At 55.5% G+C, this 20,899-nt stretch carries 13 protein-coding genes; 8 read left to right on the forward strand and 5 right to left on the reverse strand.

All coding sequences use genetic code 11. The features are described 5' to 3' along the window. The first annotated feature begins 33 nt into the window (after positions 1 to 33). From Mal52_RS26005 to Mal52_RS26015, 3 genes are all read left to right on the forward strand, one after another. Positions 34 to 4,185: a DUF7133 domain-containing protein gene (locus tag Mal52_RS26005; RefSeq protein ID WP_145379525.1), complete on the forward strand. Its 4,152-nt coding sequence runs from the start codon at positions 34 to 36 to the stop codon at positions 4,183 to 4,185. 559 nt (positions 4,186 to 4,744) lie between these two features. Beyond that, complete coding sequence (locus tag Mal52_RS26010; protein ID WP_145379526.1) at positions 4,745 to 5,767, forward strand: AAA family ATPase; 1,023 nt, start codon at positions 4,745 to 4,747, stop codon at positions 5,765 to 5,767. A 12-nt stretch (positions 5,768 to 5,779) separates the two neighbouring features. Further along, positions 5,780 to 6,676, forward strand: coding sequence for a DUF58 domain-containing protein (locus Mal52_RS26015; RefSeq protein WP_145379527.1), 897 nt, complete (start codon positions 5,780 to 5,782; stop codon positions 6,674 to 6,676). 204 nt (positions 6,677 to 6,880) lie between these two features. On the opposite strand, the gene Mal52_RS26020 is transcribed toward Mal52_RS26015, so the two are convergent. The 3 genes from Mal52_RS26020 to Mal52_RS26030 all read right to left on the reverse strand — a co-directional run bounded on the left by Mal52_RS26020 (position 6,881) and on the right by Mal52_RS26030 (position 9,502). Further along, entirely contained in the window at positions 6,881 to 7,936 is a 1,056-nt protein-coding gene (locus tag Mal52_RS26020) for an Ldh family oxidoreductase (RefSeq protein ID WP_145379528.1), read from the reverse strand. Between the two features lie 227 nt (positions 7,937 to 8,163). Beyond that, the gene (locus Mal52_RS26025; RefSeq protein ID WP_145379529.1) at positions 8,164 to 8,793 is read right to left on the reverse strand and encodes a hypothetical protein; all 630 of its coding nucleotides are present in this window, start codon (positions 8,791 to 8,793) and stop codon (positions 8,164 to 8,166) included. 106 nt (positions 8,794 to 8,899) lie between these two features. Continuing rightward, positions 8,900 to 9,502 carry a DUF6690 family protein gene (locus Mal52_RS26030; RefSeq protein WP_145379530.1) on the reverse strand — a complete coding sequence of 201 codons (603 nt, stop codon included), beginning with the start codon at positions 9,500 to 9,502 and terminating at the stop codon, positions 8,900 to 8,902. A 304-nt stretch (positions 9,503 to 9,806) separates the two neighbouring features. Between Mal52_RS26030 and Mal52_RS26035 the strand changes: the two genes are divergently transcribed. Continuing rightward, positions 9,807 to 11,141 carry a sulfatase-like hydrolase/transferase gene (locus Mal52_RS26035; protein ID WP_231962446.1) on the forward strand — a complete coding sequence of 445 codons (1,335 nt, stop codon included), beginning with the start codon at positions 9,807 to 9,809 and terminating at the stop codon, positions 11,139 to 11,141. 24 nt (positions 11,142 to 11,165) lie between these two features. Here the strand turns inward: Mal52_RS26035 and Mal52_RS26040 are convergent, their stop codons facing one another. After that, on the reverse strand, positions 11,166 to 11,348 hold the full coding sequence (locus tag Mal52_RS26040) for a hypothetical protein (protein ID WP_145379531.1): 183 nt from the start codon (positions 11,346 to 11,348) through the stop codon (positions 11,166 to 11,168). 573 nt (positions 11,349 to 11,921) lie between these two features. Between Mal52_RS26040 and Mal52_RS26045 the strand changes: the two genes are divergently transcribed. Then, the gene (locus Mal52_RS26045) at positions 11,922 to 14,537 is read left to right on the forward strand and encodes an MMPL family transporter (protein ID WP_145379532.1); all 2,616 of its coding nucleotides are present in this window, start codon (positions 11,922 to 11,924) and stop codon (positions 14,535 to 14,537) included. 50 nt (positions 14,538 to 14,587) lie between these two features. Here Mal52_RS26045 and Mal52_RS26050 read toward each other — a convergent pair whose 3' ends face one another. Next, a complete protein-coding gene (locus Mal52_RS26050; protein ID WP_145379533.1) occupies positions 14,588 to 15,403 on the reverse strand; it encodes a phytanoyl-CoA dioxygenase family protein in 816 nt (271 codons plus the stop codon). A 444-nt stretch (positions 15,404 to 15,847) separates the two neighbouring features. Here Mal52_RS26050 and Mal52_RS26055 point away from each other — a divergent pair, with 444 nt between their 5' ends. The 3 genes from Mal52_RS26055 (at position 15,848) to Mal52_RS26065 (ending at position 20,770) form a co-directional block, all read left to right on the forward strand. After that, positions 15,848 to 17,269, forward strand: coding sequence for an efflux RND transporter periplasmic adaptor subunit (locus Mal52_RS26055; protein ID WP_145379534.1), 1,422 nt, complete (start codon positions 15,848 to 15,850; stop codon positions 17,267 to 17,269). Positions 17,270 to 17,656: 387 nt separating this feature from the next. Further along, entirely contained in the window at positions 17,657 to 18,103 is a 447-nt protein-coding gene (locus Mal52_RS26060) for a transposase (RefSeq protein WP_145379535.1), read from the forward strand. 288 nt (positions 18,104 to 18,391) lie between these two features. Continuing rightward, positions 18,392 to 20,770 carry an ABC transporter permease gene (locus Mal52_RS26065; RefSeq protein ID WP_145379536.1) on the forward strand — a complete coding sequence of 793 codons (2,379 nt, stop codon included), beginning with the start codon at positions 18,392 to 18,394 and terminating at the stop codon, positions 20,768 to 20,770. The last annotated feature ends 129 nt before the right edge of the window (positions 20,771 to 20,899 follow it).

The raw sequence follows: 20,899 nt of genomic DNA on the forward strand, positions 1-20,899 counted from the left end.
CGCGACCGGAAAATCGCGACCGGAGTCGATTGAATGCCCCGCCCGTTGATGTGCCTGCTCTGTCTCCTGATGCTCGGACTATTCGTCGCACCGGTTGTGGCGGTGGAAGAAGACGAAGAGGATGCGGATTATCTGCCCGGACTGTCCGCCGTCTATTCGTCCGGTAAAAAAACAATTCGCCGGATCGATCCAGACATTGAGTTTGTCTGGGGAACCGCCAGCCCCGATCCGCGCTTGCCAGCGGGCCCCTTTCAAGCCAAGTGGCAAGGGCGATTGCTGTTGCAGGAGCCGAGCACTTACCGGTTCTACGCTTACGTCCAAGGTCAAGTGACGATCACGCTGGACGGAAAAGAAGTGCTTTCTGGAAAGCCGCAACAGCCGGGGTGGATCAAAGGTCCGCCGTTGGAATTCGATTTCGGTGAGTTTGAACTGGATGTGCAGTACAAAAAAACGGGAAAGGCCGGTCAGCTCAAACTGTTTTGGTCCGCGGACCGCTTCGACCGCGAACCATTGCCGGCACGGTTTCTGTACCGCAATGACATTGCCGCCGACCTGAAACAAATTGAACGGGGGCAAAGGGCTTTCGCTGCCCACCGCTGCAATCGCTGCCATCGTGGAGAACAGGAACAACTCAGCGCCCCGGCTCCCAGTTTAGTACATGCTGCCGGCGGGTTGTCGCGTGCTTGGATCGTCGATCAATTGTCCGGCGCTGCAGCTGACGATCCGCATGCCAACATGCCGCAATTTGGTTTCGATCGCAAACAAGCTGAGACCATCGCCGCATTTTTACTACAAGGCGATCCGGTCGCCACCACGGATATGCCCGCAGCTAAAGATGAAACCGTCGCGCGTCGGGAAGGCGAAATTCTGTTGCGCTCCGTCGGGTGCCTCGCCTGCCATACTCATGGTGAGTACGGAACGACTTCAGAATATACCGGTGGGGACCTAAGCCAGATTGGCAAAAAGCGAAGCCGCGATTGGATCTACACCTGGTTGGCCCACCCGGAGAAATTGAATCGTGACCACCGCATGCCGGTGGTCAAATTGACGAAAGAAGAACGCGCGCAATTGGCGCTCTATTTAACGCCGACTGAGCAATCGGCTGATCCAGGCAAATCACAACAAGACTCGGCGGAAAAAATCGAAGCCGGTCGCGCATTAGTCCTCACGGCCCGCTGCGCCAACTGTCACCGCATTCCGGGTGTTGATGAAAACCTCGCCAACATTCCGAAGTTGTCCGCCGCGACAATGAAATCGGCGCAGTCTTGTTTGTCCGCACTACCCGCGGACCAACATTCCCGCCCAGTTTATCCGCACGTCGATTCAGCAGACATTGCCGCTTATGTCGCGGCGCATGATGAACTGCTGACTCCCATTGGAGAATTTGAACAGGGGCGGCAACTGTTGGTGCAGCGGAATTGCTTGAACTGCCATGAACGCGACCTGGGCAAAGGAATCGTGGCCATTGCCGGAAAGATGTCGCGGGTCGATGAAACCTTGCAGGGACAAAGCGAAGCACTCATTCCGCCGGCGCTGACAGCGGTTGGCGATAAGTTGAAAGATGACGCGCTGTCCGAGGCCGTCAGCGGTGAACAAAAGAAACCGCGGCTGCCTTGGCTCAAAGTCCGCATGCCGCGATTTCAGCATACCGATGCCGAAAAACAAGCCTTGACGAAATACCTAATCGGCCATGATCGCATCCCGAGTTTTAATACTGACCCGCCCGCCAAAGTCACGGAGACCGAGCGCAGGCAAGCCTTGATTGCCGGACATGAACTTGTCGGTGGCAAAGGGTTTAGTTGCGTTGCTTGCCATGCCTTTGGCAAGTTCGAACCGCGCAACGTCGCACTGGGCACCCGTGGTTCTGATCTGCTGATGTTGGGCCAGCGCATGCGGCGGGAGTATTTCCTGCGGTGGACACGTTCGCCCTTGCGGATTGTGCCGGGTATGGAGATGCCTTCGTTCGACAAACCGGTTCCAAAAATTCTGGCCGGCAATCATGATCGGCAATTGGCGGCGATCTGGGATGGCCTCAACGATCCCAACTTCACCGTGCCGACCAATCCTTCGGTAGTCGAACAATATTTGGTCGTCCGCCCCGATGAACCCCCGCGCATCGTGCGCGACGTGTTCACGAATCACAAAGCAGATGGTGGTTATACGCCGCGCTCATTCGCCGTAGGACTACCGAATCGGCACAATGTGTTTTACGACCTCGATACGTTTTCGCTACGCCAATGGTGGCTGGGCGATTTTGCCCGCCAACGCACGCAAGGCAAAAGTTGGTTTTGGGACGCGGCCGGTGTGACCATTGCCGTGGGAACACCCAACGCCCCCGACATCGCACTCCACGCCGACGGTACCGCAGCCGATGCGTTGTTGATTCCTACCCGCGACCAAGGCACACACGGCCGCTTGGTCGGTTATCATACTGACAGCAACGGTGTGCAGCTTGAATATGTCTTGAATTTCCCCAACGACCGGCAACTGCACGTCACTGAAACGATCGGTCCGGTCATGGACCCGGACCGTCCTCAACTGACAGGTTGGACGCGCCGTATTTCCGTGAGCGGCATCCCGGAGGGATTCCAGGCGGTTTTATTACATCGCACGCCCGAGGTCGCGTTTGGCAATCCCCTGGTCGAAGCCATAGACGAATCGGCCACACCGTGGGAGTCCGTTTCGGCCGATGGCAAAACTCAAGGCAGCGTGATTGACAAAACGGGTGATACGGCCTTGGGAGCATTTCGCTACCTGTGCGAACTGAAACCGGAGGAACTCGGCAAGAATCCCGCAACGCCTTCGAAATTCCCCATCGAAAAAATCACCTCGGTGCCGGGATATGACGGAATCCGTCTGCCATTGTCACGATCGATTATGCCGACAGCGATCGCCTGGACGCATGACGGAAAGATGGTGTTCACCTCCCTCAAAGGGCATGTTTACATCGCCGAGGATACCGATGGCGATGGCATTGAGGATGAATTGAAGCTCTTCGAAGAAGGACTCGCCGCTGCTTACGGTGTGATCGCCGACGGAGCGGATTTGATCGTGGCCCACAAACCGGAATTGCTACGACTGCGCGACACCGACGGCGATGGCCGCGCGGATGTGCGAGAAGTCGTCGCTACTGGCTGGGGTTTCAACGACAATTACCACGACTGGACGACCGGCATCGTGCGGGACTCAGCCGGCAATATGTACGTGGGACTGGGCAGTGACTATGCACAAAAAAAACGGCGGGCCGAACACACACGTTGGCGCGGTAAAGTGCTGCGGATCGATCCGTCGGGCAAGATCGAACCGTTAGGGCACGACCTGCGTTACCCTACCGGGCTGGCGATCGATCAAGAGGATCGTGTCTACATGTCCGATCAACAAGGAGTGCAGAACACCTTCAATGAGATCAACCATCTCGTGCCGGGACGGGGTTACGGCGTGACCAGTCCGCATCGTGACTCACCCGATTCGCCTCCCATGTGGCCGGCAGTGCAACTGCCGCACCCCTGGACGCGGAGCGTGAACGGCATCTTCTTTTTGAACTCTGAACGTGACAATAAAAACCAAGTCTTCGGCCCCTTCGCCGGTCATGGCATTGGCTGTGAATACGACACACGGGCGCTGATTCGCTTCACGACGCAACAAGTCGGTGACGTTCTGCAAGGCGCCGCCTATCGACTCAGCCGCACGGACATCGAAGACGCCACCGCCAATTTCACCGGCGCGCTCAGCGGTGCTGTCAGCCCCGATGGCGACATCTACATCGGCAGCATTCACGATAGCGGATGGTTGGGCGGACACAATCTCGGCGACATCGTGCGGTTGCGACCCAATGGCAAATTGCCGCTCGGCATTCGCGAACTCCGCGCGAATCCGCAAGGCTTCACGTTGACCTTCACTGCCCCGGTGAATCGCGAAGCTGCCGCCGATCCGAAAAACTACACCATCTCCGCCTACACACGCATCTGGGAGGGTGGCTACGCAACTCCCGAATCGGGCCGCCACAAAGTGACCGTCACCGGCGCCCAAGTTTCTGAAGATGGCCGTGAAGTTATCTTGACTGTCGACGCGCTGCAGGAGAAATTTGTCTACGAAGTCAGCTGCGGCCGCATCGGCCCGGACCCCAACCAACCCCTTTGGCCGTCAATCGGCTACTACACCATGACCGTCGTCCCGAAAAAGTAGGGTGCGTCGCGACGCACCTTTCTAGGTAGGACAAATGATCCTCCTCATACATCAATGCGCTGCACACGTTTTGACGCAAGTTTTTTAGCCGCAGAGGATTTCTCAATGGGGCCTCAATTGATTAAGCGACAGCGATAAGTCGAGTTGTAAATTGGGAGTGACCAACCGAACAAGCCAGCGAAGTCGAGTCAATCAAACCGTTCAACCGAAAACACTACAATCAAACAACCGTTCCAGGCCGTTCGCCACTTCAATTCTCTGTGACCTCTGTGTTCTCTGTGGCAAATAATTGCGAGCGCAAACGGTCGGTTTGGGATTTTGAGAGTCCCGCCTGAAAATCCGTGTTTCATCCGTGTTCAATCTGTGGCTAAGAAAATAACGGTCCGATTTGGTTGCGGCTCAGCCGCGCTCAGCGATTTGCAACCTGCCGATATTTTCCGCTGACAGTCGTAACCTTCTTGAACGCTGCGAGCGGCCTTCCTAGAATCCATAGCACGCCCCGCGCTGGCGGCCGCGATATTCCTCCGGGTCATCTACTCCCAACAAGCAGCGATCACTCATGGCAAAAGAACCCCGCGACTTCGGCGAGTTTTTGGAAAAGTTCAAACGTCATCGCGATGTGATGCACGAAGAACTGCATAAAGTGATCATCGGCCAGGACGAGGTCATTGAGCAGATCTTTGCCGCCATCTTCACCGGCGGGCATTGCCTGCTGGTTGGTGTTCCTGGTTTGGCGAAGACGCTCCTCGTCAGCACGATATCGCAAATCCTCGACGTCCGCTTCAAACGGATTCAATTCACACCCGACCTGATGCCCTCGGACATCACCGGGACCAACGTGTTGGACGAACAAGAATCGGGCCGCCGTGACTTTCGCTTTGTCGAAGGTCCGGTCTTTACCAATATTCTGCTGGCGGACGAAATCAACCGGACGCCTCCCAAAACTCAGGCAGCGCTGTTGCAGGCGATGCAGGAACATGAAGTCACCATCGGGCAAACCACCTATCCGCTGCCCGATCCGTTTTTTGTGATCGCCACACAAAACCCGATCGAACAGGAAGGGACGTATCCGCTGCCCGAAGCGCAGTTGGACCGCTTTATGTTCAACATCATCGTCGATTACCCCACCGTCGAAGAAGAAGAACAAATCCTCGACAGCACCACCGGCGCCGAACAACCCGAGATCCGCAAAGTCCTCTCCGCTCGTTCGATTCAATATCTGCAAAAGCAGATCAAGATGATCGAAGTCGCGCCGCTCACGATCAGTTACGTCGCCAAGTTAGTTCGCTCCAGTCGTCCGCAAGATGACTCCGCCCCCAAGTTCGTTCAAGAATTGGTCGATTGGGGAGCCGGTCCGCGTGCGGGGCAAAACTTGATTGCCGGTGGGCGAGCGATGGCCGCTATGGACGGACGCCCGAGCGTCTCGTTGGATGACATCCGCAAAGTGGCTGTCCCCGTCCTGCGACACCGCATTTCGACGAACTTCCAAGCTCAGGCGGAAGGGATGTCCACCGACGACATCATCCGCCGCTTGCTCGCCGAAACCCCTGAACCGACCGTGCCAAAATACGAAAAGGCGTAATCATAGCCCTCTATGTCATCGACTGAAAAATACCTCAAGCCCGAAGTCATCCGCACCGTTTCCCGGTTGGACTTGCGCGCGCGATTCATCGTCGAGGGATTTTTCAACGGGTTGCACGCCAGCCCGTACCACGGATTCAGCGTCGAATTCAGCGAACATCGCCGCTACACACAAGGGGACGACCTCAAGGATATCGACTGGCTGGTCTTCGCGAAGACTGATCGGTACTACGTCAAAAAATATCAGGCTGAAACCAACCTCACCGGTTATCTGGTGATGGATCTCTCGGAAAGTATGGCCTACACCTACCGGCAGGAACTGACCAAGTTCGACTACAGTATCTGTCTGTCAGCGGCGCTGGCGTACTTGATGATCCACCAACAGGATCCGGTGGGCTTAATTACGTTCGACGAAAAAATCCGCCATTCGATTCCCGCCAAAAGCAAACGGACGCAATTGGGCAACATCTTGGCGCTGTTGTCCAAACTACAGCCGACGGGGCAGACGGAGATTTCAAAAAACCTGCAACGGATCGCCGCGATGCTGCGGCATCGCAGTTTGGTGATGATTTTTTCTGATCTGCTGGCCGATTCTGGACCGGTTATCGACGCGCTGCACATGTTGCGACATGCCGGACATGATGTGATTTTGTTTCACATCATGGACGAAGCGGAAGTGAATTTTCCGTTTGACGGGATGGTCGATTTTCGCGATCCGGAAACCGGTGAAACGATGCTGGTCGACGCTGCCGGCATTCGCGGGGATTATCTCGACAGCGTGGGTGCTCTGCGGGAAAACTACCGCAAGGAATGCTTGTCCGCCGGCGTGGATTATGTCGCGCTCGACACCAGTATTCCCTTTGACCGAGCGCTGGTGGAGTACCTGTCCCAGCGCAAAGCCCGGTTTTAGGCCACCGGGGTGCATTGCCCAGTAATAGCCATCTATTAGCATCCGCACTTCCTCGCTCTTATTGGGAGCAGAGGCTCATTGGCAGGGAGAGCTGAAATTGCTGCTTCTTGTGCCTGCGGCACACCGATTGCCTTTGGCAATCGCTGCCACCCTGAGGGGGGTCCCGTGGTGAAATGCTATTTTTTACCGTGGGAGCGGGGAGGATTACGGGGTGGTCGGTAGTGCGACATCCAACTCCGTGGCGGTTTTTACCAATCGTTGCCAGTTGCCGTCGTCGAAGGGAATGCCATCCTGCAGACGTTGTTCGCGGACCTCGCGGCTACGGTCGCCGGGTAAGCGAATTCGCTCGACGTTTACTTGGCGGCGGCTGTTGCGTATCGAAGCGATCAGTTGGTCGGCTTGCGCCAGAAAATGTTCTGTCCCGGCGAATTGTTGTGGCTGCCAGACGATTGCCAACACATTGTTGCAACTATCCGCATCCTCTTGTGGGGGGCAGAATCCGCCCGACAGGCCGCCGATGAGAATATCCAGTATCAGCCCCAAGCCAAATCCCTTATAACCTGCCTGCGCCCCGCCCAGCGGTTGGATTGTGCCAGGGGGATCAGCGCGGCGAACTTCTGGGTCGTTGGTCGGTTCCCCAGCGCCATCCAACAACCAGCCGTCAGGGCAGGGGACCCCTTCGGCGAGGGCCAAACGAATTTTGCCGTTGGCGACGGCTGAGGTGGAAATATCCAACACCAGTGGACCGTCGCTGGTGGGTACGCCAATTGCCAGCGGATTGGTACTGATCTGTGGTTCGGTTCCCCCCGGTGGGGCCACAACCCGCAGCGAGCCGTTGTCATTGACCGCCACCAGCGCTGCGAAACCTGCTTCGGCGGCTAACTCGACCCATTCTCCTAAGCGCCCAATGTGCCCGCACCGCATGAGTGTTCCGCTGGCAATGCCCAGGGAACCTGCTTTGTCCATCAATCGCTGGATCAAACGGCGGGCTTGGACTTGTCCGAAACCAAACTGTGCATCAGCCGCCAACATCGCCGCTGTCTCCGAGTGAACAGCCAACTCGACACCCGGCACCAGTTCGCCGATGCGCAATTGCCGCACATAGTCGCGAATTCGCATCACCCCATGCGAATCATGTCCCCGCAGATTCGCCTCGACGAGGCTAGCAGCCACAATCGCAGCTTCCTCGCTGGGGACACCCGCAGCTTGGAATAGTTGTGTGGCAAATTGTTGTAGTGTGGTCGCGGAATAATTGGGCATGGTCGATGATTTGTTTTAGCTTAAGGAAGCAGCCTCATGGAAAGACGTGCTGGCTCGCTACTTGGGAGTGCAGCTGTTTTGTCTTCCAATTCTGGCGACTTGAAGAGGTATGGTGGATTCATTGGGGGCGAGATCGCTGGTTTGCGAAAACCCTCACCCCGGTCCTCTCCCAGAGGGAGAGGGAGTAAAGATATTCCCCGCCGTACGATGCTTGGCGAGGCCATTGGCTAGACACAGATTTCGACCTCTAGGAATTTGTGGGGATCCTTTTGGTACTGTGCGGCGAGTTGTTTGAGGGTCTCCCAACGGGTGCTGTGACGGGGGGACTCGAATTGCGGGATCTCCTCGGGAAGTTTTTGTAGTAATGCTTTTTTAACAAGCATCGCCCGGATTTTTCGCGTGCGCATGTCACCGGCGCATTCACTGGTTAGGCAGATCAGGTACCGTTCCACCTTCACATCGAGGTGCATATCGCGTTTGAGCGTGCCGGTCGCGAATTTCTCGGCGACCTCGTTGAGTACCGCATTCAAGTAGTACCAATGGTCTTCTTTTTCCAGCGGAATGATGGCGTCCTGCTCGCTGGTGTTTCTTGCTGCGGCATTGATTGTGTCGACGGCGACCGCATTGAGAAAGACATCGGCGCAATTTTTTTCGATCACCGTGCGAATATAAAGCTTGCCGTCATGGATCGTGTTGAGCGACACATTGATGCGGTCGAAGAATTCCTTTTTGGCCCAATCCGCTTTGGCTTTGCGTTTGCCAAAGAACCAACCAACCGCCATAAAGCCGGCGGCTGTTAGGAATTTGATCCAGTGTTCCTGAAATTGCTCAACGACAGCATCGAGAAATTCTTGCATGGCGGATTCCGTCCATCCTCCGGCAGGCTTGTGTTGTTTCCTCACCTAAACAGACAAGAATTCTACCGAAGTTGTTCGCAAAAAACGACGCGGCCGAAGCGTTGCTTCAAATGTCGATTCGCAAATCAATGGAGAAGTTTGCATGCGATTCGTCGCGATCGATCAACTCCATCGGCGTGATGCTGTAGTAGCCTCCCAGTTTGGGGCCGCCGGCATAACTTTCGCGGCGCGGATCCTGATTCACGACCCGACGAAAACCGTACTGTTGTGTCATAAAGTGCGTGAGCCGCAATGGGTTTCCCGTGGTGCCCACAAAAGTGATCCGTCGTAAACGTTGCCGCGTATCGAAATAGTACGTTAGGCTTCCAGCCAGATCCGTGTCATCGATTCCCGTCACTAGCGGCACGCGATAACCTTGCAGATCCAAATGCCGCAGGCTGGCGGAGACTTGTTGCCATTTATTCATCACGTGGTTGGGCGTCAAATCGAAGCGAAAGATCTCGGAAAAATCTTGAACTTGAGGGCCGGAAACTGCGACGACCTCGTCACCAGCTTCCGCCAATGTCTCGCTGACGATTTCGGGGTCGACCAGAATTTCATCGTCAGCGAACAGTCCCGTTATCCCATCCTCACCGGCCGGAGCGGTTTTGTATTGCATGTAGCCGAAACCGGCCGCCGTGAAAATCATTGCTGAAATGAGCAGTCGCATGACCAACTTCCCCCTGCGGGAAATGAGGAGTGCACCGGATGAACAACAGACGTTTTATGGACGGATCTCTCCCCGCCCGGTGCGCAGGGGGCCGCCTTAATTAAATTATCGACCACCGACCGGCCCCAACATCGGATGTCGAATCTGCAAAGGTAGAGGCTACGGGACCACACAAACCGATAGCTGCCGTAGAACATGCAACATCCGCATCGCCGCTGCACCATACGATTGACACGGGCACCTACAAACCTGACAACTAGGATGTCTTAACCCCGATCCTGCCTATCCAGACTGGTGGTGAACCATGCTGAAAATTTTGAATGCAACGGCGATGTTGATCCTGTGGGGTGCTGCCTGCCAACTCTTCGCCGCCGAACAGCGCCCACCCAATGTGATCATTATTCTGGCCGACGACATGGGGTACGGTGATGCGGGATGCTACGGCAGTGAGACGTTAAAAACCCCACACTTGGATCGGTTGGCGGCTGAGGGGATGCGGTTCACGGACTTTCATTCCAGCGGTGCCGTCTGTAGCCCGACCCGCGCCGGTCTCATGACCGGCCGCTATCAACAACGTGCTGGTATTCCCGGCGTTGTGTTTGCCGATCCTAAGCGCAATCGACACCACGGTCTGCAGACCACTGAAATCGTGCTTCCAAAATTACTCCGCCAAGCGGGTTATGCGACCGCTTTGTTCGGAAAGTGGCATCTTGGGTATCGCAAGCAGTTCAATCCCATCCACCACGGCTTCGATCGATTTCGGGGATTTGTGAGCGGCAATGTCGATTATATTTCACACATCGACGGCACGGGCGTTGCCGATTGGTGGCACGACGATCAACTCACACCCGAAGAGGGCTACACAACGCGGCTGATCAATCGCAATGCGGTGGAATTCATTGAGCAACATCGTGATCGGCCGTTCTTTCTATATTTGGCGCACGAGGCAGTGCATTCCCCTTACCAGGCGGCGGATGATGTTCCGGTTCGCGCGGTGGGTCGCAAGCGGATTCCTGGCACAGCTCGCAGGGACATTGCCCGCGCCTATCAACAAATGATGACCGAAATGGACAACGGTATCGGTGAGGTGTTGAACACGCTCCAGCGGTTGGAGTTGGACCGGGAGACGTTGGTCTTCTTTTTCTCCGACAACGGACCGACGAAAAACGGTTCCAACGGAGGCTTACGGGGGTTCAAGGGGAGTCTGTGGGAAGGGGGACATCGCGTGCCCGCCGTGGCGCGCTGGACAGGGCACATTCCACCGGGAACCGTCAACGGCACAACGTGTATCAGCCTCGACCTGATGCCCACGATTTTGGCCATCGCCGATGTTGAGGTACCGGAAGGCCATCATCTCGACGGGGCCGATCTTTCGTCAGTCTTGGCCGGGGAAGAAAACCGTCTCACGCGGCCACTCTTTTGGAGCTATCGCAACAGTTCAGCGATGCGCGACGGGAATTGGAAGCTAATCGTCGACCGGAACAATGCGGATCCGCAGCTTTTCAATCTAGCCGACGACCCCCAAGAAGAGACGAACCTGGCCGACCAGCAACCGGCACGCGTTGAGGCGATGCTCAAATCGCTTGCGGCATGGAAGGCGGATGTCCTCAGCGGAGCCACCAAACAGCCGGAGAGATAGCGGTGTCTGCGTGAAGTTTGCTGATTAGGCAGCCGTTTTGTACTCGTCCGCGCTGACGCGTTTCACCGATTGATAGGCGATGATTAAGCCCAAGGTGAGCGTTAAGACCCCTTGGAGCAGACCAACCGAGGTGAAGCTGTCACTGAGCCCGACGTTGAGTAGTCCATCAATAATGGCAACGCCGGCACTGAGTTGCATGCGAAACATAAGGAGGTTCTCCGTTCGGTGCCCGCGATTGGATCCGCAGGATGTAAGTTGAATTCCAACAATGTTTTGCTGAATTCATCCAGTGGGTGAATTTCCTTCCCGAAAATTATCAGGATTCGCCATCAACGTCAATTTCTCTTCCAGACAGCGGAAGCCCGTACCACGTAACATGCTGTAGTGAAACAGATTACACACATTTGCTTTGCAACCACAGTGAACCTCGGAGTCGAATCTATTGGTCTGTGGTGGTGCAGTTCATTGACGGGCCAGTGTTCGGGAGTTACCGTATTTTTTTATTCCTTTATCACTCAACAGCTTTGGGCGGTTACGGACGTTATTGAATCGTCATCGATGTGCCGACCGATGCTGGTCAAGCCGCTGCTTCAATGGCCCCCAACAGTGATGCCAGGACCCGGTTCCGTCCTGTCATTCTCCTCTATAACGACCAGCATCGTTGCGCTGGAATGCAGGCCATTGCGGGCGAAGTATTGGTTGGATTCAGTCGTCATTCGACGTCATCGCCGATTACGGACATCTTCGCTGTCGTTTTCTATGGATTAACAATTCATTCCTATGTTTGGCAAGCTTGGTAAACTGATCAGCGGCCGATGGAAGACCGTCTTCATCGGGTGGTTGATATTCTTTGCCTTCATCCAATGGGTGTCGCCCCATTGGAAAGAAGTGGCGCTGGATGGCGAATTCGATCATCTGCCCAAAGAAATGGACAGCATCCAAGGAGAAAAACGGTTCGCCGAAGCGTTTCCCGACGATCTGTTGGCCAGCAGCATTGTGGTGATCGTGCGCCGCGAAAACGGCGAATTGAACGACAACGACATGGCCTTCATCGAGGAGGAATTACGAACTCGGCTGGAAACCATTTTGGCCGACATCGATGATGTGGTCATCAACGAACAACTGGCCGTTGCTGAAGCAAATTTAGGCAAAGAAGAATTTGCCCGCCGGAAATCATCGCTGGAAGCCGAACTAGTCCGTCGCCTCGAAATCGGTCCGATTCCAGAGAGCGATATCACACAGATCACGTCGATCCGTTCCCCTACGGATGATTTGATTGGCGAAATGTTGATCAGTGAGGACCGGCAAGCGGCGCTCGTCATTGTGGGGCTGTCCGAGAAATTTCTCGAATATGGCAACCGCGATACGATACAGCGGATTGAGACATTGATCGCCAGACCGGGAGGCGAACTGTTCGAAGAAGAACTGATTCCCGATGGTCTCGACTTGCAACTCAGCGGTACGGCAACGGTCGGACGCGATATGCTCGAAGCGCGTGATGAGAGCGCCGCTGCCACGGAGACATGGACCGTTGGCCTAGTGATCCTGCTGCTGATCTTGATCTATCGCGCGCCGCTCTTGGCGCTGATTCCGCTGATTACGGTGGGGATTGCCAACCAAGTCTCGTTGTCGTTGGCCGCCTTGCTATCGCAATTTAATGCCAATGACGCCAATATTTTGTTTGGCTTTCGCACCTTTGTGGAAATGCACGTCTATATGACGGTCATTCTTTATGGGGCGGGCGTCGATTATTGCCTGTTTTTAATTGCTCGTTACAAAGAAGAACTGGACGCCGGCGCCGATATTGACCAGGCGGTCTCAGAAGCAGTCGGAAAAGTCGGGTCGGCACTGACCGCCAGCGCGCTCACCACGGCGTTCGGCATCGGCATGATGGTGCTGGCCGCCTTCGGTAAATTTCGCGACGCCGGCATCGGCATTGCGCTGAGTCTGATCGTTGTTTTGGTCGCTTCGCTGACCTTGACTCCCACTCTGTTGCGATTGTTTGGCCGATTTGCATTTTGGCCACATATTCGTAGTGAACGGATCACCGCGACCGCCGGATGGATTTCCGGCAGCACGCTGATGTCGATGCTGATCGAACTGAATCCTCTCAGTAATGGCTGGGAAAAGGTCGGACAGGCAGTGCTCAATCATCCGCGGAGGCTGTGGGGTTGGACGATGGCGCTCATGATCCCTTTTGCTGCGGTCGGGGTGCTTTCGTGGAATCATCTTAGCTATGGGCTGATGTCAGAATTGCCGTCGGACGATGCTAGCGTTGTGGGTGCCAAAGCCATACAGGGGCATTTTCCGGAAGGGACGGCGGGACCGCTGACGGTGTTGTTGGCAAACGATCAGATGAATTTCAATAGCAGCGATGCCAAGGAAAAAATCGCTGAGTTGACCGCAATACTGCGAGGAAAAAGCGATGAGTTGAATATCGCCGACGTTCGCAGTCTCTCTTCCCCGTTTGGTAGTCATGAACCGAGTTGGGAGGGACTTTCAGGCATTCCACTTGCTTTAAAACGGCAAGCGGTCAATGAGAAGACCAAGGAGTATTACGTCACGCAAGTTGAGGGCTTGAGCGGCGACACCACGCGATTGGATGTGATCTTCAACGAAGATCCATTTTCCAAAAACAGCATCGCGCGGCTGGATGGCGTGGAAAAAGTCATCCGCGATTTTTTTTCCAAACAAGACGAACCGCTCAAAGCGACCCATATGAATTTCATCGGGTCCACGGCGAACATCCGCGATTTAAAGACGACCACGGACCGCGATCGAATTGTGATCGATGTCGCCGTGTTGTCCGTCGTGTTGGTGATTCTCTGGATTTTGCTCCGCCGGTTCTCGATCTCGTTGTATTTGATTCTGACGGTGTTCTTCAGCTACTTCGTCACCATCGGTTTCACGTATGTGCTGTTTTGGTTCTTGGAGTCGACTGGGGAGTTCGCGGGTCTGGATTGGAAAGTGCCGATCTTCCTGTTCACGTTCCTGATCGCCGTTGGCGAAGACTACAACATCTACTTGATGACGCGTATCGATGAGGAACAACAGCGGCGTGGACCGATTGAGGGGATTCGCGTCGCCTTGCTGCGCACGGGCGGCATCATTTCCAGTTGCGGCATCATCATGGCGGGCACATTTTCGTCGCTCGTGCTGGGCGGAACGCTCAAAGGCATGCAGCAGTTGGGGTTTGCGCTGATGTTCGGCGTGTTGTTGGACACGTTCGTCGTCCGGCCGATCCTCGTCCCCGCCTATCTGGTCATGCTACACCGTGGCGATTTTGGCAAATGGACCTGGCTGCTGGGCGGAGGGACGGTCCCGACTGTCGCTGAGCCGAAATCACCGGCAACGGATCTCGAAACGCCCGTCGACAACCAACTTCAAAACGGCTAGCCCGTTCAGAGGTGAACCGAGTGGTCATGTCGGGCAATGGCCACGATGCGTCAGATCACCGGCAGCATGAGTTCGGCGAGCGCCGCAGACCGCGTTCCTGGCAGAGGTCGGTTTTCTGTCGGGCGGAATGTGAACACCACCGAGAATTTTGATTCGTCCGTCGTGTTGTTTCCCGCTGCATGAAATGTGCGGCTGTGGAAAAAGAGAACGTCGCCTGGTGAAAGTTTTACGTCCACGCGGCGGTCAATCAGTTCTTGGTTTTGCGGCTGGGTTGGATCTAAGAAACAACCCTCGTCGAACCGATCGGGTGCAAACTGCATCGCGTGCGTGCCGGGAATCACGCTCAGGCAGCCGTTTTCCGGCGTCTCATTCCCTAACGCCAACCACAAGCTGACCAGATTGGGCTGCTCGAACGACCAAAAACGGATGTCCTGATGCCAATGCGTCTGACTGCTGTATTGCGGCTGTTTGGTCATGATGCAATTGTGATGGGTCAAGGGCATCACGACGGGAGCGGCCAACAATTGTGACAGCCGCCCGGCAACCCCTGGACTGCAGATCCACTGTGTGAACACCGGATGCCGCGCATGGGCCATCAACAGCCGCCGCACCGTTCGACCTCCCGCAGCAGACCGTGAGGGAGGGGCACCGGGGTAGTGCACATCGGCCTCAAGCTCCACAGGTTCGATGGGTTGTTCCAGATGCGTGCGGGTGACCGACAACATCGTTTCCACAGTCGACGCATGCCCCATTCCCGGGACGATGATAAAGCCGTCACGGTGAAATTGTTCGATTTCGTCCGCCGAAAAACAATCCGGCAGCAATGGCGATGAACGTTTCGAGGGAGATGAGATTTCAGTGGGCATCGTCGGACTGTGAAATTTAGGGAGTGAACTCGGCCAACGGACTTGGATCGCGATCCGCAGCCATCGTGTATGGGGTAATCGTCGTAGCCTTCACCCGAAAGGTCAAGCGGTCCTGGCATTTTTGCGATCAGTGGGGCAAATTGGTATCGCTGCGCGGATTTCCTAACATGAGAACAGGTTTCATTTTGCGAAAACGGAAAGGGTGGGTAATCCCAGTTTGTGAAATCGCGGATGTTGCCGATAGACCTTGGCGGGTCTGCTGTCTATGATTGAATGTGACAATGATCGTGGATCCTCGGTTCGCCGATTTTCCCAAAGCTCGATGTCTGTACAAGTAGTTTCAAAACCCTCGGACGCGTCACGCAAACACTTGTATTATAGATTCCTGAACAGGCGCAACCGGGTTTTGAAACTGGTTCTAGACAATGGGGCGGTTGAGTGGATATGGCGGACGAAAAAAAACCAATGACGCGCGGCTGGCTGCGAGTTGTCATTACGATTGTCTGTTGCATCCTCGCCTTGCTGGGCGGGGGCATGATCTTTCAAGCGCTGGCTAGCCTGAAGGAAAAACCCCAACAAAGCGAAGTCGAGGAAAAGGTCTACAAGGTCGACGTTTTCGAGACGGAGCAAATCCCGCTGGGAGAAGTGATCTCGGGTTTTGGAACGTCGCGGGCTTATCGAGAAGTCGTTCTATCCGCTGAGGTCGGCGGACGGGTCGTTGAGAAGCATCCCTCCTTGAAACCAGGGGCAAACGTCGTTGCCTCGCAGGTCGAGGTCGACAGCCAAGGCCGCACGCGGCCGACTCCCCAGTCGTTGCCGTTGGTCCGTATCGACCCGGAGACCTACAAACAACGCGTGGCGCAGGCATCGGGCCGCATCGCTGAGATCGACGCGGAACTCAAAGTGCTGGCCGAGCAGGAAGCCAATAACGAACGCTTGATCAAAAAAGCCGCTGCCGATGTCGAAGTTTACCAAAGCGAATATCAACGCATTGAGGATCTGGGAAAACGGGGCGTGATCTCCAAAACGGAACTGACGACCGCCCGATTGGAATTGGAGCGGTACAAGCAATCCGTTTTGAATCTGGATAACGAAACCCGGTTGTTTCCCGTCCGTCGACTCCAACTTGAGCGCAAACGGGCGACGGCGGTCTCGGATTTGGAAACAGCGCAGCTCGACCTTGCCCGCACAGAAATCCGGCCACCCTTTAGCGGTGCTCTGAGCGAAGTCATGGTCGAAGTCGGCCAAAACCTGCGTCCCGGCGATCCGTTGGTCAAATTGCTGGACCTGGACGTGATCGAAGTTCCCGTCCCGTTGGCGCTGGGGGACTATGAAAAAGTAGCTGCGTTGTTAAAGGCGGGGGACAACCCCACTGTGAGATTGGCCCGAAATACGACTTCCCCCGCGCAATGGACGGGAATCATCGAACGGGTTTCGCCTCAAGCGGATGAGTCGACGCGAACAGTCGAGGTTTACATTCGCGTGGAAAACGCCGACCAGCCGATCCCCTTGCTTCCCGGCACGTTCGTCAACGCCAGAATCCAGGGACCGGTGATCCCCAGCGCCATCGCCATTCCGCGGGATTGCATCACAGACGGGACGGTCTATGTCGCCGACGACGGCCGCGCTGTGAAACGTCGCATCGAACGCGGCCACACCTTGCAATCGTTAGTATTGATCGACGAAGGGCTGGAAGCGGGCGATCAAGTCATCCTGACCAACCTCGACATCCTCGATGATCGCGCCAAAGTCGACGTCCAACAAGTCCGCAGGTTGGCCGATGAATTGGAATTGATGGAAGTCCCGTTGGTCGTGCCGAAAGTCGCCGAACAAGAACGGGCGTCCGAGGACGGTGCGAGCCAATAGGGGGCGGAGACGCCACGGTTATTTCACCGAGTTGCAGTTCAATCCCAAACCGATGGCTTTGCCGTCGTTCAGGGCGTCCCACGCCTTACGCCTAGCGCCTGGTTTTTGTGTCGCCCTTTCAGGGCTATTTCTCTACACTGGACCACATCCCAGGGCGGCACTGCGTTCGCTCCGCTCACGCGAGCTTGCCCTGGGCTAACATGTTTATGCCCCGTTGGGGCAAACCAACGGCCCCAAAGGCTCGAACGGCCCCGTTGGGGCCAGTGTTTAGCCCCGACAGGGGCGATAACATGTCAGCCCAGGGCAAAGCGCAGCGCCGCCCTGGGTTACAGAATGCCCGCAACACAAAACAGCCCTGAAAGGGCGGCACAATCGCTCGAGGTCGCCATGCCCCAATCCCTGGTCAAGAACCTCATTCACCTCGTCTATAGCACGAAACATCGTCGACCGTGGATACATGAAAACATACGCGACCGTTTGTTCGCCTACCAAGCGGGAATATTCCTGCATTGGGAAAGCCCTGCGATCGTGATTGGGGGTGCCGACGATCATGTGCATGCATTGTTCGCACTGTCAAAAAATCACCCGCTTAAAAAAATCGTCGAAGAGGTTAAGAAAGGGAGTTCGAAATGGATGAAGGGTGAGGGCGTGACGGATTTCTATTGGCAGAATGGCTACGCAGGTTTTTCGGTGAGTGAATCGAACGTTGCGGATGTCAAGAAATACATTGAAAACCAAGCAGAGCATCATCGCCGAATGACATTTCAGGACGAATTGAAGTTGTTATTGCAGCGACATCGAATCGAATTTGATGAACGGTATCTTTGGGATTGAGACTTGTGTCGCCCTTTCAGGGCGAACTCTCTACACTGGACCGCATCCCAGGGCGGCACTGCGTTCGCTGCGCTCACGCGAGCTTGCCCTGGGCTAAATTGTTTATGCCCCTGTCGGGGCAAACCAACGACCCGAACGACCCCAACGGCCGGACGACCCAAACGGGCCCCAACGGGGCCTTCACATGTCAGCCCAGGGCAAGCGCAGCGCCGCCCTGGGTTACGTGTATGCCCGCACCACAATTAGCCCTGAAAGGGCGGCACAACTCACCCCCCGGGAGACTCGACGTTGAGTGTTCTTGATCGCAAATTGAGCCGCGATCTGTATGCGGTCAAGGGGCTGTTGATTGCCATCGTGGCGATTCTCACCGTGGGGATTGCCGGGTTCGTTTTGTACCTGTCGCTGTACTACAACCTGGAACTCTCGCGCCGCAGTTATTACGCACAAAGCCGGATGGCCGATTTTTGGATTGACATCGAAAAAATCCCCCAGCTCGAATTACAGCGCCTGCGGGAAATCCGTGGCATCTCCGATTTTCGACCGCGGATTAACTTCAGCGTCTCGGTCGATCTGGAGGGAGTGGATCGGCCGCTGTCGGGGGAGGTGATTTCCCTGCCCGCTGAGCCGACACCGGTGATCAATAATATTGTGATTCGCAGCGGGGGATACTTCACCAATCTCCGCAGCGAAGAGGTCATCGTCAGCGACGCCTTTGCTCGAGCGCGGGGAATCAAACCGGGCGATACGATTCACCTGTTACTCAACAACCGCCGTCAAGAATTGTTCGTCGTCGGAACGGCTGTAAGTCCCGAGTACGTCTATACGATGTCGCAAGGGGGAATTTTTCCCGATGCGAATAACTACGGCATTTTCTTTGTCAAGCATTCGTTTGCAGAAGAGGTGTTCGATTTCCAAGGAGCGGCCAATCAAGTGGTTGGCCTGCTGGCTCCCGAAGTCCGAGAGCGACCGCAGCGCGTGCTCGATCAAATCGAAACGGTGCTGGCGCCCTATGGGAAACCAACAGCGACGGCGCTGGCCAAACAATCCTCGAACCAGATGGTGGTCGACCAACTGGAGAAGATCAAAATTGAGTCGATGATTTTGCCGCCGATTTTTATGGTGGTCGCCATCTCGATTCTCAACGTGTTGATGATGCGGATTGCCGAGCAACAACGGACGATCGTGGGCACGCTGAAAGCGATCGGTGTCAGTAACTGGACCATCTTCGGTCATTACCTAAATTTTGGTGTGATTATTGGACTGATCGGTGGGATCCTCGGCGTGGGATTGGGTTATTGGTTGGCCGGCATCGTCACAGAAATGCAGGCTCAGTTTTTTGAATTCCCGCGACTGATCAATCGTCCCTATCCGTACATCTTGGGTGTCGGTTTGTTGTTGAGCGTTTTGTTCTCGGTCTTGGGGACGCTCCGAGGCGTGCGGGCGGTGATGCGGCTCAAGCCGGCTGAGGCGATGCGACCCAAGCCGCCGGTCGTGGGACGACGGACGTTTTTAGAACGTGGAAGTTTTTTCTGGCGGCGGCTCGATTTCCGCTGGCAGCTCGTGATCCGCAGCATCTTCCGCCAGCGCGTACGTACTGCCACGGGACTATTCGCTGCGATGACGGGGGCCTCCCTGGTGTTTGTCACCATGCACATGATGGACTCGTTCCAGGAGATCATCACGTTTCAGTTCGATAAAATGATGCTCAGCGATTACGAAATCTCACTGAAAGGGGAGCACGATTTTAGTGTGGTTTATGAGGCACAACGGTTGTCCGGTGTGGATCTTGTCGAACCAGTGTTTGGAGTTGGCTGCACATTTCACAACGGCCTGCACAAGAAAAAAGGGGGCATCACAGGAATCGTCCCGACCGCACGACTGACGGTTCCCCGCGACGCAGAGGGAATCCCCGTTCCCATTCCCCAGACCGGTGTGATGCTGAATCGCCAACTGGCAAACATGCTGCATGTCTCCGCCGGCGATCAATTGACCATTGTTCCGCTCAAAGGGGAGACACGAGAAATCACGATCCCGGTGACGCGTGTTTATGAATCGCTGATGGGCATCTCCGCGTTCGCCAATCTCGAATACTTAAACCATCTCGTGGGAGAAGAGACGTCGGTGACGTCACTCCAATTGAAAGTCCAGCCGGGGGAAGAGGCGCGGCAGCAGTTGTTCCGGGAATTGAAACAGTTCCCCGCTTTGCAGGGCGTCGGCTCGGCGCGCGAGCAAAAGATGTTGTTGGAAGAATTGATCTTGGGTCCCACGATCGCCGTAGTAGCCATCATGGTTCTGTTCGCAGGTTTGATTTTTTGTGGCAGCGTATTGACTGCTTCGCTAATATCCTTAGCCGAACGGCAGCAGGAGATCGCTACGCTGCGGGTGTTGGGATATACGCCGCACGAAGTGGGGGCGATCTTCTTTCGCGAAAGTTTTTTGATCAACATGCTGGGAACAGCCATCGGGTTGCCGTTGGGCTATTGGCTCAGCTACGTGATCGACGAAGCCTCGAGTACTGAAATGTTGCGGATGCCGTTTGTCATCGAGCCGCGTAGTTTTTGGATCACTATTGTCACCGGTGTGGTCTTCACGTTCATCGCGCACTTCCCGGTCCAATGGGCGGTCCGTAAAATGGATTGGCAACGGGCATTGAACGTGAAGGAATGAGACGTCAGTGGCCGGTGGCCGGTGGCCAGATAGAATGTGGAGGGGCGTTACAGGTAGAAATGGTGATTAGTGTTTCTTATCCACTATCGATATACATCAGCCAACCCTCAAGCCTGTCCCCTCAAGCCC

It is taken from the genome of Symmachiella dynata, from assembly GCF_007747995.1.
Classification (GTDB): Bacteria; Planctomycetota; Planctomycetia; order Planctomycetales; family Planctomycetaceae; genus Symmachiella; species Symmachiella dynata.